The 13,540-nt window shown below is 31.6% G+C and carries 11 protein-coding genes and 1 other annotated feature; of the genes, 10 read left to right on the forward strand and 1 reads right to left on the reverse strand.

Features of this window, described 5'->3' with window-relative positions; genetic code table 11:
- The first annotated feature begins 3 nt into the window (after window positions 1–3).
- From ACL_RS02680 to ACL_RS02725, 10 genes are all read left to right on the forward strand, one after another.
- Complete coding sequence (locus ACL_RS02680) at window positions 4–798, forward strand: aldo/keto reductase family protein (RefSeq protein ID WP_012242483.1); 795 nt, start codon at window positions 4–6, stop codon at window positions 796–798.
- Window positions 799–878: 80 nt separating this feature from the next.
- Window positions 879–2,162, forward strand: coding sequence for a trigger factor (gene tig / locus ACL_RS02685; RefSeq protein ID WP_012242484.1), 1,284 nt, complete (start codon window positions 879–881; stop codon window positions 2,160–2,162).
- A gap of 157 nt (window positions 2,163–2,319) precedes the next feature.
- Window positions 2,320–4,632, forward strand: a complete 2,313-nt coding sequence (gene lon / locus ACL_RS02690; RefSeq protein WP_012242485.1) for an endopeptidase La — start codon at window positions 2,320–2,322, stop codon at window positions 4,630–4,632.
- Window positions 4,633–4,756: 124 nt separating this feature from the next.
- Window positions 4,757–5,329 (forward strand): ribosome biogenesis GTP-binding protein YihA/YsxC, encoded by a 573-nt coding sequence (yihA, locus tag ACL_RS02695; RefSeq protein ID WP_197711675.1) that lies wholly within the window; start codon window positions 4,757–4,759, stop codon window positions 5,327–5,329.
- A complete protein-coding gene (locus ACL_RS02700) occupies window positions 5,322–6,170 on the forward strand; it encodes a DegV family protein (RefSeq protein ID WP_012242487.1) in 849 nt (282 codons plus the stop codon). Before yihA ends, ACL_RS02700 begins: the two co-directional genes overlap by 8 nt.
- 8 nt (window positions 6,171–6,178) lie before the next feature.
- Window positions 6,179–6,820: an NAD(P)-dependent oxidoreductase gene (locus ACL_RS07210; RefSeq protein WP_012242488.1), complete on the forward strand. Its 642-nt coding sequence runs from the start codon at window positions 6,179–6,181 to the stop codon at window positions 6,818–6,820.
- 15 nt (window positions 6,821–6,835) lie between these two features.
- Window positions 6,836–7,057, forward strand: a binding site (T-box leader).
- Between the two features lie 38 nt (window positions 7,058–7,095).
- The gene (locus tag ACL_RS02710; RefSeq protein WP_012242489.1) at window positions 7,096–7,656 is read left to right on the forward strand and encodes a GNAT family N-acetyltransferase; all 561 of its coding nucleotides are present in this window, start codon (window positions 7,096–7,098) and stop codon (window positions 7,654–7,656) included.
- Window positions 7,598–10,207, forward strand: coding sequence for a valine--tRNA ligase (locus ACL_RS02715; RefSeq protein WP_049751972.1), 2,610 nt, complete (start codon window positions 7,598–7,600; stop codon window positions 10,205–10,207). The genes ACL_RS02710 and ACL_RS02715 overlap by 59 nt, the downstream gene beginning before the upstream one ends.
- The gene (locus tag ACL_RS02720) at window positions 10,200–11,435 is read left to right on the forward strand and encodes a bifunctional folylpolyglutamate synthase/dihydrofolate synthase (RefSeq protein ID WP_012242491.1); all 1,236 of its coding nucleotides are present in this window, start codon (window positions 10,200–10,202) and stop codon (window positions 11,433–11,435) included. Before ACL_RS02715 ends, ACL_RS02720 begins: the two co-directional genes overlap by 8 nt.
- A gap of 10 nt (window positions 11,436–11,445) precedes the next feature.
- Window positions 11,446–12,225 (forward strand): alpha/beta fold hydrolase, encoded by a 780-nt coding sequence (locus ACL_RS02725; protein WP_012242492.1) that lies wholly within the window; start codon window positions 11,446–11,448, stop codon window positions 12,223–12,225.
- A 45-nt stretch (window positions 12,226–12,270) separates the two neighbouring features.
- On the opposite strand, the gene ACL_RS02730 is transcribed toward ACL_RS02725, so the two are convergent.
- Window positions 12,271–13,494: an MFS transporter gene (locus ACL_RS02730; RefSeq protein WP_158298324.1), complete on the reverse strand. Its 1,224-nt coding sequence runs from the start codon at window positions 13,492–13,494 to the stop codon at window positions 12,271–12,273.
- Between the last annotated feature and the right edge of the window lie 46 nt (window positions 13,495–13,540).

Below are 13,540 nucleotides of genomic sequence, written 5' to 3' on the forward strand. Positions count from 1 at the left end.
CCTATGGAATATTTAACACTTCATAATGGTTTTAAAGTACCAGTTGTAGGTATGGGTGCAAACACATTTGGTAAAGTGAATCATGATTTTTATGGTGCACTTGATAATGACACTAAAGAACTAATTTGGGCATATGAAAATGGCTACCGCCTCATAGATACAGCAATCGTTTATAGAAATGAAACAGTGATTGCCAAATCAATTAAAGATGCCCATCTAAATAGAAAAGATGTCATGGTTACATCTAAAATACCTACCAAAGAATTACCACTAGAAGATGATGAAAAAATTGAGGCGATGATACAATCGTCCATCAATATATTTGGAGGTTATGTAGATATCTATTTAATTCATCATCCATCCACGGATGAAATTAATTTAAAGGTCTGGAAAGCACTTGAAAGTCATTATCTAAAAGGACACTTTAAAGCAATTGGTGTATCCAATTTTAGTAAGGAGCAACTTGATTACATCATGAAGTATGCAAATATTAAACCCATGATGAATCAAATAGAATCTAATCCAGCAAACTGGCAACAGGAACTCATCTCTTATTGTAAGGCGTATGACATTGTTCCAGTAGCATGGGGTCCACTAGATCCTGTGCCTAATAAGGATATATTAACAACCATTGGTAACCATTATGGTAAGACTTGGGCACAAATACTACTTAGACATCAAATACAAAAAGGTGTCGTTGTCATACCAAAGAGTCACAATAAATTAAGACAATTTGAAAATATAAATATCTTTGATTTCACATTATCTTTAGAAGATATGCGTAAAATAGAAGAATAATTATCATTACTTATGTATTTTCACGAAAAAAAGATTTATAATGTTATAATATTAAAGTTGATATAATTTAGGAGGAAACTATGAAATTTGAACATATAAAAAAGAATCATGTAAAATTTACTTTTACAGTAACACCTGCAGAATTTGAACATGCATTAGAACATGCTTTTGCACACATTAAAGATGATGTAGAAATTAAAGGATTTAGAAAAGGTAAAGTAACTCAAAAAGTTTACGAACAAAAATTTGGTGAAACAGCATTATATGCAGAAGCATTAAACCACGCAATTGGTCATAAATATAATGATGCTACACTAGTAAAAGACTTTACAATTGTTTCAGATCCAATGAATATTGATCTAGATTTCGATAAAATCTCAAGAACAGAAGATTTTGAAGTAAGTTTTGAAGTTGCAATCAAACCTGAAGTTGAAATTGAAAACTATAAAGGTGTTGAAGTTGCTAAAGTAGATACAGAAGTAACAGAAAAAGAAGTTGATGAAAACATTAACAGCCTATTAGCTCAAAATGCTATTTTAGAACCTAAAGAAGGTGCACTAGAAAATGGCGATACAGCAATCTTTGATTTCGAAGGATTCCAAGATGGTGTTGCATTTGAAGGTGGGAAAGCTGAAAACTTCAGTTTAGAAATCGGTAGTGGTCAATTCATTCCTGGTTTTGAAGAAGGTATGTTAGGCTTAAAAGTTGGTGAATCACGCGATGTGGATGTTACTTTCCCTGAACAATACCAAGCTGAAAACCTAGCAGGTAAACCGGCAGTATTTAAAGTTGTATTACACGAAATTAAATCTAAAAAATTAGCAGAATTAAATGATGAATGGGTTGTATCACTTAACCGTGAAGGTATCTCAACTGTTGATCAATTAAAAGCATCAATCAAAGCAGATTTAGAAGCATCTAAACAAGAACAAGCTAAAAGAGAATTAACTGATGCAGTTATCACTGAAGTAGTTAAATTAGCTAAAGTTGAAGTGCCACAATCTATGTTTGATTCAGAAATCGAAAACTTCAAGAAAAATGTTGAAGCTCAAGCTAAACAATATCAATTAGATATGGATACATTCATCCAATTATCAGGATTAACTAAAGAATTATTCGAACAACAAGCTAAAGAACAAGCTGAAAAACGTGTACTTCAATCTCTAGTAATCGAAGCGATTGCTAAGAAAGAAAACTTCACTGCTACACCTGAAGAATTAAGTTTGCGTTATGAAGAATTAGCAAACCATTACAAAATGGAAGTTAATGAAATTAAAAAGTATATCTCAGATGAACTAGTAATGAATGATATCGCATTTGAAAAAGCAGTAACATTCTTAGTAGAAAACGCAGTACAAAAATAAATATAAAAGTAGCCTCTGAAGCTTCAGAGGCTTTCTTATAACTATAAATATGATAAAAGATGGGATAACGATTGGCACTCATGCATTATGATTGCTAATTGACAATTTTATATTATAATATATAATAAGAATATAACCCAGAAAGGGGATCAAAGATATGGAATTACAGACAAGTTTACCCGCGATTGTTGTACGTGGTATCGTACCGATTCCTAATAATGATTTTAGAATTGAAGTTGGCCGTAAAGTATCCCTTAAAGCGATTGAAGAGTCTGAAAAGAGTTTTTCATCTTACGTACTTATATTGGTTCAAAAAAATCCATTAATAGAAAACCCAACAGTTGCTGATATTGAAACTCATGGTGTCTTAGCTAAGATTGCTATGAAGATTAAATTACCTAATAACAACTATAAAATTAAGTTTAATTTAATGTCTAGAATTAAAGTCAATGAGTACTTTTTAACAGATCCTTACTTTGTAGCAGACTATGAAGAATTAGAATCAAAAGTAGGGGAAATTGAAGAAGAAACTACATTACTTAAATTAATTACTGATGAAGCTGTTGTAAATGCAAATCAGTTGTTTAATAATGCCCAAGTGATTACATCACAAATTCAATCTGGTTTATCATCAGATAAAATGGCGGACATTTTAGCATATAATTTAAGAACTCAAGATACTGAAAAATATAAGTATCTAGCTGAATTAAATGTAAATTCAAGACTAAAATTAATTTTAGAAGATATTAACCGTCTAAAGATGATTGCTGATTTAGAACAGCGTATTAATGAAGATGTTAAAAAGGCAATTGATGAAAATCAAAAAGAATATTATTTAAGAGAAAAAATGCGTGCAATTCAAAATGAATTAGGTGATAAAGCTAAAAAAGAAGATGAAATTGATAAATTAAGAGAAGATATTAAGAAGGCTAAAATGCCGCTTCATATCGAAGAAAAGGCCCTACAAGAGCTATCTCGTTATCAATCAACACCTTCAGCAATGGCTGAATCTCAAATTATTAAAACTTACCTAGATTTTCTAGTTGCATTACCTTGGAATGAATCATCAACAGATTTAAATGATTTACAAAAGGTACAAGATAACTTAGATAAGAATCATTATGGTCTGGAAAATGTTAAAGAACGTATTATTGAATATCTAGCAGTTAAGATGATGACTGGTAGAAATCCACAGACTATTTTATGTTTAGCAGGTCCTCCAGGGGTTGGTAAAACATCACTTGCAACATCTATTGCAGAAGCTTTAGGTCGTAAGTTTGTTAAACAATCACTAGGTGGCGTTAAAGATGAATCAGAAATACGTGGTCATAGAAGAACTTACGTAGGCGCTATGCCTGGTCGTATCCTTAAGGGTATGAAGGATGCTGGTACAGTAAATCCTGTCTTCTTATTAGATGAAATTGATAAAATGGCATCTGATTATAGAGGGGACCCTGCATCTGCAATGCTTGAAGTATTAGACCCAGAGCAAAATGCTAAATTTAGTGATCACTACTTGGAAGAAAATTATGACTTATCTCAAGTATTATTCATTACAACAGCAAACTATCTTGAAAATGTGCCTGCACCTTTAAGAGATCGTATGGAAATTGTAGAACTATCTAGCTATACTGAGTATGAAAAAATTCAGATTGCTCAAAAACACTTAGTTAACAAACAATTATCAGCACACGGTTTAGATAGTGATAAATTTACAATTGATGAAGAAACACTTTACTTTATTGTAAGACATTACACTAGAGAAGCTGGTGTTCGTGAGTTAAACCGTTATATTGGTTCTTTAGTACGTAAAGCAATTAAAGAAATTCTTATGAAAAAAGCAGATAAAATTCATATCACTAAAGAAAATGTAGAAACATATATAGGTAAACCTAAGTTTGTACATAATTTAGTGGATGAAAAACAACAAATTGGTGTTGTGACTGGTCTAGCATATACTGCATTTGGTGGAGACACACTTCCGGTTGAAGTTACTTACTATAAAGGTAAGGGACAACTTGTTTTAACAGGTAAACTAGGGGATGTCATGAAAGAATCAGCAATTACTGCACTTTCATATGTAAAATCACATGCACTAGAATTTAATTTAGACCCAACGATATTTGAAAACAACGACTTCCACGTCCACGTACCAGAAGGAGCAATTCCTAAAGATGGTCCTTCAGCGGGTATTACCATGGCAACTGCGATTATGTCAGCTGCAAGTAAACTCTATGTTAGAAAAGACCTTGGTATGACCGGTGAAATTACATTACGCGGTTATGTACTACCAATTGGTGGATTAAAAGAAAAAGCAATTGCTGCTTTAAGAAGTGGTTTAACTACTATTTTAATTCCAAAACAAAACGTTAAAGATGTTGATGATATTCCAAAAGAAGTTAGAGACAAATTAACAATTATTCCTGTTGAAAATGTATCTGATGTTTTTGCACAAGCATTGATTAGATAATCTTAAACAATCACTAAAGATAAGAGTGTTATGAACGTCATAACACTCTTATTTTATGGGGTTTAGTAAAATGTGACATTCAATGATTGTAAATATATGATACAATAAGATAAGAGGTAAAATTATGATTAAACAAGCAGAATTTATTACATCGGCCGTTTCTATTACGGACTTGCCTAAAGATGATTTCGACCATTTTTTAATACTTGGTCGCTCAAATGTAGGTAAATCTTCATTAATAAATGCCATTACAAATCGTAAAAAATTAGCAAGAGTGTCTCAAACACCTGGTAAAACGATTACGTTAAATTTATATTTACTAAATCAAAGTTTGTATTTAGTAGATGCCCCTGGTTATGGCTATGCGAAACGTTCTAAAACTCAAACTTTAACTTTTATGAGAATGATTAATGAATATATCCAGTTAAATGGTCACTTAAAAAAAATTATTTTATTGGTGGATTTTAATATTGGACCAACTCAAGATGATTTAGATATGTATATTGAATTACAGGCGTTTGATGTAGACATTATTGTCGTTACAACAAAGTACGATAAGGTCAAATCATCACATAGACTTAAACAAGAAAAAGTGATTAGATCTAAGTTTTTTGAAGGACAAAAAATATACTTCACATCAAGTGAAACAAAGTTTGGAATTGATAAATTAATTAATGAGGAGTTTAGTAATGAATAAAATCTTAATTACTACAGATTCAACTGCGGACTTAAGTCCAGAAATATTGGAAACTAGAAACATTAAAATCGTGCCATTATATGTACGTTTTAATGATGAATCCTATAAAGATAGCATAGATATTACAACCCCTGAACTCTATAAAAAAGTTGAAACTTATGGGTTTTTACCAAAGACACAAGCGGCTAGTCCCGGAGATTTCGAGGTATTTTTTAAAAAGTTTTTGGATGAAGGTTATAAAATTGTTCATATTTCTATTGGTTCTAAAATATCGGCAACCTATAAATCAGCTTTACTAGCTATTGATTTATTAGAAACAAAAGATGTTTACGTCATTGATTCAGCAAATCTATCTAGTGGGATTGCATTACTAGTCCTTAAAGCATCCGATTTAAAAGATCAAGGCTTAAGTGCTGAAGAAATCCATCAAGAAATAACAAAATTAGTACCTAAGGTAAGTAGCCAATTTGCAATTAAGACATTAGACTACCTTCATAAAGGCGGACGTGCAAGTGGCTTAAGTGCATTTGTGGGTTCAGTACTACGTATTAAGCCAATCATTCAAGTGAATGATGGTAAACTTGATGTCTATAAAAAGTCAGTTGGTAAGATGTCAAAAGCACTTGATGTGATGATTGATGATCTTGTGAACTTAAATGGCGAAATAGATGATACTTATGTATTCATTACGCATTCACTTGCTCCAGATTCATTTGAATACATTAAAAATAGAGTAGAAAAAGAAGTTAAAGTGAAACATATATTAGAAGGTCATGCTGGCTGTGTGATATCCAGTCACTGTGGCGAAGGAACAATCGGTATTTTATATATAAAAAGGTAGGTAAACATATGAAAATAGCAGTTATAGGTGCATCAGGGTTTATCGGGGAAAATATAGTAAATGAAGCACTAAGTAAAGGTCATGAAGTGGTAGGGATTTTTAGAAGAAATAGTATTCCTGCTCAAAATAATCTTACACTTAAAAAATTAACAATTTTTGATGAAGCTGATTTTGAAGCGGCTATTAAAGATTGTGATGTGATTGTATCCGCATATAATCCGGGATATTATCATGTGGCTCAAGCAGAACGTTTTTTAGATGGTTATAAAGTCATATTTAACATGGCTAAAAAGTTAAATAAGCATGTGATTGCTGTCATTGGTGCAACCACACTCATCCAATATGATGGTGAATTAGTCAAAGATAGTTTAGTATTTCCAAAACCATGGATTAAAGCATTAGAAGGAACAGACAGGGTATTTGAAACTTATAAAGGTGATACATCTTTAAAGGTTACATTTGTGTCTCCTGCAGCTGAAGTTTTTGATGGTCCACTTACTAAACAATATGTTTATGGTAAAGATCATCTCATATATGACAGTTTAGAACGTTCTAGAATATCTGTTAAAGATTTAGCACACGCGATTATATTAGAATGTGAACATCCAAAATTTGTAAATTCTAGATTTACAATTGCATATCAAAATTAATTAGTATATAATATTAGAAACGCTATGAAGTGAAAAAGTAATTTATAATAAAATCATAAAAGAGATTAAGAGAATTGGTGAAACTCTTATACCCTATAAATGAAAGTCATCACTGAGCGGATTAGGTGAAATTAATTTAGTAGCTTAATTCGGAGTAACTTTACGTTATAAAAGTTCAATGAAGGTGCACAATTTATTTTGTGAACTAAGGTGGTACCGCGAATTTTCGTCCTTAGGCTGTTTATCAGTCTAGGGATTTTTATTTAGGAGGCTATATGCTGCCAATACTTGAAGGAAAAAGAGTTGTTTTAAGAAGTCCTAATGAAAAGGATTTAGTCTCATTTTTTTACTTTGCTTCTAAAGATAGTATTGGACCAAATGCAGGATGGTTTCCACATAGAAATCTTGATGAGACACGTTCTATACTAAACTTACACATCAAAGAAGCTAATCTTTGGGCTATTACACTACGTGAAAATGATGTCATGATTGGTACAATTAGCCTAAATAATCTATCAAATGATCGCTTTTTTGGTAAGGGTGCTGAAATTGGATTTGTATTAGATGATACCTATTGGAATCAAGGTATTGTTACAGAGGCTGTTTTGGTTGTTATGAATTATGTCTTTAGAGAATTAAAGTTTGATTATTTAAAGGTAGCACATGCTGATTTTAATATAGCAAGTAAGAAAGTTATATTAAAATCTGGATTTAAATTTGTATATAAAAAACATAAGCGATATATAGAAAATCCTAATATTAATTATGTTTTATACTATGAAATTTCAAAAAAGGAGTTTTTCGAACATGAAAACAGAACTACAGACGAAATATGATTTTAAATCGGTTGAAGAGGGCAGATATGACTTTTGGTTAAAAGAAGGTTTTTTTGAATCTGGTAAAGATTTAAATAAAACACCTTTTACAGTTGTAATTCCACCGCCAAACGTCACTGGAAAGCTTCATTTAGGACACGCTTGGGATACGGCAATTCAAGATATTATTATTAGACGTAAACGTATGCAAGGCTTTGATGCATTATACTTACCTGGTATGGACCATGCAGGTATTGCAACTCAAGCACGTATTGATGATAGATTGAAGAGTCAAGGTATTTCTAGATATGATCTTGGTAGAGAAAAATATCTTGTTAAAGCTTGGGAGTGGAAAGAAGAATATTCTCTTCATATTAGAGCTCAGTGGAAAGCACTTGGTTTATCACTTGATTACACCAAAGAAAGATTTACACTGGATGAAAAGTTAAATGAGGCTGTAAATAAAGTATTTATTACTCTATATAATAAGGGTTGGATTTATCGTGGTTATAGAATTATTAACTGGGATTGCCAAGCTAAAACAGCTTTATCTAATATTGAAGTTGAGTACGAAGAAACACAAGGTAACTTATATCACTTTACTTACCCATTTGTAGATATGGATGGTGGATTAACCATTGCAACTACACGTCCTGAAACAATGTTTGCTGACCAAGCTTTAATGGTTCATCCTGAAGATGAGCGTTATAAAAAGTATATTGGTAAACTTGTTTATATACCTGGAACAAATACAAAAATACCAGTCATTGAAGATGATTATGTAGATAAAGCATTTGGTACAGGTGTTGTTAAGGTTACTCCAGCACACGATCCTAATGACTATGAAGTTGCTAAAAGACATAACTTAGAAATGCCTTTATGTATGAATGAAGATGGTACTATGAATGAACTTGCACTCAAATATGTAGGTCAAGATAGATTTGAGTGCCGTAAAAACGTCGTTAAAGATTTACAAGCATTAAATCTATGCCCTAAAGTAGAACCTTACACTCACCAAGTGGGTTACTCAGAACGTACAGGTGTTATGGTTGAACCAAGATTATCTCTACAATGGTTTGTAGATATGAAAGGTTTAACTGAACAAACTCTAAAAATGAATCAAGTAAATTTTGTACCCGAGCGTTTTAAAAATACATTTGAAAACTGGTTAAATAATATCCAAGACTGGACAATATCACGTCAACTATGGTGGGGACATAGAATTCCAGCATGGTTTAAGGGTGATGAAGTTAAAGTTCAAGTCGAATCACCAGGCGTTGACTGGACACAAGATGAAGACGTTCTTGATACTTGGTTTTCAAGTGCATTATGGCCATTTTCAACACTTGGTTGGCCAAATGAAGACGATCCGAACTTCAAACGCTATTACCCTACAGATGTTTTAGTAACAGGATATGATATTATTTTCTTCTGGGTTGCTAGAATGATGTTCCAAGGCCTTGAATTCACTAAAAAAGACCCATTTAAGACCGTATTACTGCACGGACTCATCAGAGATGAGCAAGGTAGAAAAATGTCTAAATCATTAAATAATGGTGTAGATCCTATGGATGTAATTGACAAGTATGGTGTCGATGCACTAAGATTTTTCATTGTATCTAATGCTGCACCAGGACAAGATACAAGATATGATATTACAAAAATTGAGTCGAGTTGGAACTTCATTAATAAATTATGGAATATTACAAGATTCGTATCCTTAAATATTAAAGATAAATCTTTAGTTATCGATGAAGATAGATTAAATGTATTTGATAAATGGATTCTTACAAGACTAAGTGAAACAATTACTGAAGCAGATAAATACTATGAACGCTTTGAGTTTAATGAAGCATCTAGGGTACTTACAAACTTTATTTGGGAAGAATTCGCAAATTGGTACTTAGAAATTTCTAAAGTATCACTACAAGACCCAAAAATAGAACAAAATACACAAGCAGTTCTAATCTATGTACTTAAAGATATTCTTAAATTATTACACCCTTTCTTACCATTTGTTACAGATAAGTTATACATGGATATTTTTAATGAAAACTCAGTAATGATTGCTCAGTGGCCAGTAGTAAAATATAAATTTAACCAAATTGATCTCGTTAAAGAAATTCAAGATGTGATTGTAAAGGTAAGGAATCTTAGAAATGAATATCAAGTTGCACCATCAAAACCGATTGATGTTACACTTGAAATCAAATCTATGGAAATGATTGAGGAAGTTAAGTTATATGAAAACTACCTAACTAAATTCTTGAATACAAAAGCACTAGCGTATGAAACCAGTGTAGATTCAAGTGATATGATTTTTATTGCAGGTACACATATCAATATCTATATTGAAAAATCAGATATGATTGATTTAGAACAAGAAAAAGCATCATTATTAAAGCAAAAAGACACTTTAGAAAAGGAGCTTGAAAGATCTAAGGGATTACTTTCTAACGTAAACTTTACCTCAAAAGCGCCACAAGCTAAAATCGACATTGAACAAAGAAAGTATGACGACTATAAGAAACAATATGATGATGTCGTTGAAATGTTAAAGAAATATGTTTAAACAACTTGATGAAGCAGTAAATTGGATAGAAACACAAATAAAGTTTAGACCTAAAACAAGCCTAGATCATATGAAGGATGCCTTAAGCATCCTTCAGCTTGATTTAAGCGGTATCAAAAAGATTCATGTCACTGGTACAAATGGTAAGGGCTCAGTTTGTATGATGACTACTCAAGTACTGGTTGAATCCGGTATCCGCGTAGGAACTTTCATATCACCTTATTTGGTACGCTTTAACGAACGCATTAAACTCAATGGTAAAGATATAGAAGATAATGATTTATTGGATTCTATTAATAAAGTTTATGAGCTAAACAATGCATATTTTGAACATAGTGGGCTAACACTATCGTTTTTTGAACTGATGACTCTCATGTCACTGATTTACTTTGTAGATAATAAGGTCGATGTTATCGTGATGGAAGTTGGTATTGGTGGTCTCTTAGATGCTACAAATATATTAAATTATGATGTCTCAGTCATTACCAATGTTGGAATGGATCATATGCGTCAATTAGGTAATACATTAGAATCGATTGCATTAAACAAACTTGGCATTTTAAAAGAAAAGGGTCACTTAATTACGAGTATCGACAGTGGATTACATGATTTAGTTAAGGATTATGTATCAAAAATGCATTCAACACTTAAAATTATTCAAAAACATGATGTAACCACTATATCCGAGTTTCCTCACAAAATTGAATATAATCACCAAATATATAAACTATCATTGTTAGGCGAGTTTCAAAACACTAATGCAGCGCTTGTTATAGAAGTTATTAAATATTTATTTCCAAATATAACTGAGCAAACAATTAGTGAAGGTTTAAGTAAAACTGAACACCCAGGACGCTTAGAAACAGTGTTGCCTGGAGTGGTTTTAGATGGTGCCCATAATATTCATGCAATTAAGGAAGTCATTTTTTCGCTAAAATCTATTTTTAAAGTGTATAATATACATGTACTATTCAGTGCACTATCTGATAAAGAGCCTGAAGTGATGCTAAATGAACTCAAAAAATATGCAACAACCATCACTTTGACTGCTTTTCCGGATGCTCGTTATAAAAACCTAGATTTTCTTCCCTTTAACTTTGAATTGAATCCTAAAACAGCTTTAAAAAATTTAATCAAGAACAAAAAAGAAAATGACGTTATTTTTATAACTGGTAGTTTGCACTTTATTGGGTATATGAAAAAGGAAATTATTCCGTACTTTAAATAAGGTGATATATATGTTAATTAACCAGGTATTAATCTATTCAGAAAATCATAATGTTAATAACCCCAAAGGTACTGTCATTTTTACACATGGCATTGCTTTACACTCTATCTACTATAGAAAAATGGCTGAACTACTTAATGAAGCTGGTTTTTCTGTTGTTTTGTATGATGTTAGAGGTCATGGTAAATCTCAAGGTAAAAGAGGAGATATTAAAAGTATTTACCAGTTTACTTCAGATTTATATGAACTTATAGAACAGACAAAAAAAGTCTATGATGCACCTATATACTTATTAGGCCACTCCATGGGTGGTATTATTACAAAAGTATATGCAACACTGTATGATAACTTTGAGGGAACTATTATTATGTCTAGTCCTACAAGTGCACAAAGACTAGGTCTTGTGAGTTTACTCCCAAGTTTTTTATTTGGATCATTCAAAATTAATACAGATTTTACGGATACAAGATTATCTCACTTTCCTCCATCAGATAATGTAGATCCGTATGCTTTAAAACATTTTACTTTTAGATTGATTATTCAAACCCTTAAAGTAGGTACTAAGCATATTGAAAAGCGAATTCAAGACTATAAGAAGCCTGTACTAATCTTACATGGTTCAGAAGATAAATTAGTAAGTCCTGAGATGTCAAAACATTTCTTTGATAGTATTAAGCACAACGATAAAAAGTTAGCTATCATTGAAGGTGGTTATCATAATCTAAATTATGATACTGTGACTGAAAAAACGGTAGAAGAAATAGTTTCTTGGCTTAATCATCAAATTTAATTACACTGTTCGTGAAAAAGGTTCCGCATAAATGCGGAACCTTTTTCATATATTAGAATTTATTGAATTTTGAATAAAATCTTTTTTTCTATAGTGGTTACTTATGAAGATTAGAACTAAAGAAATGAGGAAGAATATAACGGATGTATCAAACAATAATCTCGGACTATAATCATATAAGAATGCACCAAAGATTGGTCCGATGATGGTGCCTACTGAATAGAATGATTGTCTAATTCCTAATGTAGTAGCAACATTATGATTACCTGAAAATTTAGAAATATGGTCTTGTTCTAGCGGTGTAAAAATAGCCTTGATTGCAATATATGCCATATACATTGTATATAAAAGTATAAGGAATAGACTACTGCTTGATCTAAATACTGTGAAGATTAATACTGCACTTATAATTTGAAATACACTAATTAACTTCAATCTATGTTTAATATTCATAAATAGTGGTACTAATATGATGCCTGATAATAATGAAACCACACCGGCAATCATTTTAAAATTACCAAGTTCTTTTGCTAGAAAACCTAAATCTTTAAAATAAACATCTAAGTATTTTTCTACATTGGTAGAAGCAATCGTTATAAGTGTTAAAGCAACCAAGAAGTATAAGAGTTCAGGCTTGATGTTACGAACTTCTTTAAAACCTTCCCAAAACTGAACACGTTTTTTGTTTGGATCAACAATTGTCTTTTTAGGTTTAAACCATATAGCAATTAGTACTGCAAAGAAACCAACGCTAATACCTTGTAACAAAAATGCATTGAAAAATATGTCTGTTCTAAATGCTTTTATAAAAAATGAGTTGGTATGAATAAAACCACCTAAAAATTGACCAATTGCACCACCTAAACCAACTGCAGCAGCACCAAAAGCAATGTTTTTAGCACGTTTATCTTTATCTGATGTAATAATCATTTCTCCAGTTAGGATAGTTAATGCTGAAGCCATACCAAACCCACTGATTAATCTAAATGCACTTAAAGTCCACATATCAAATACATGCCCTAGACCAAATAAGATTTGCATCAAACAATAAATAAGAATACCGATTATCAAACTTATCTTTTTCTTATTATGATCTGCTAAATTACCCCAAAATGGTCCACCAAACATCATCCCTAAATTCATAAATGAAAAGAAAAAACCAAACATAAAGTTCGGTACCCCAATAGCTTCAACATAGTAAGGCATCAGTGGATGGTGTAGGTTGGTTACAATACCTTGTACAAAATATATAATTAAATAGAACAACATAAATTTTTTCATATATCTTCACACTCGCAAATGTCATTATAGCATA

The sequence above is a fragment of the Acholeplasma laidlawii PG-8A genome, from assembly GCF_000018785.1.
Classification (GTDB): domain Bacteria; phylum Bacillota_I; class Bacilli_A; order Acholeplasmatales; family Acholeplasmataceae; genus Acholeplasma; species Acholeplasma laidlawii.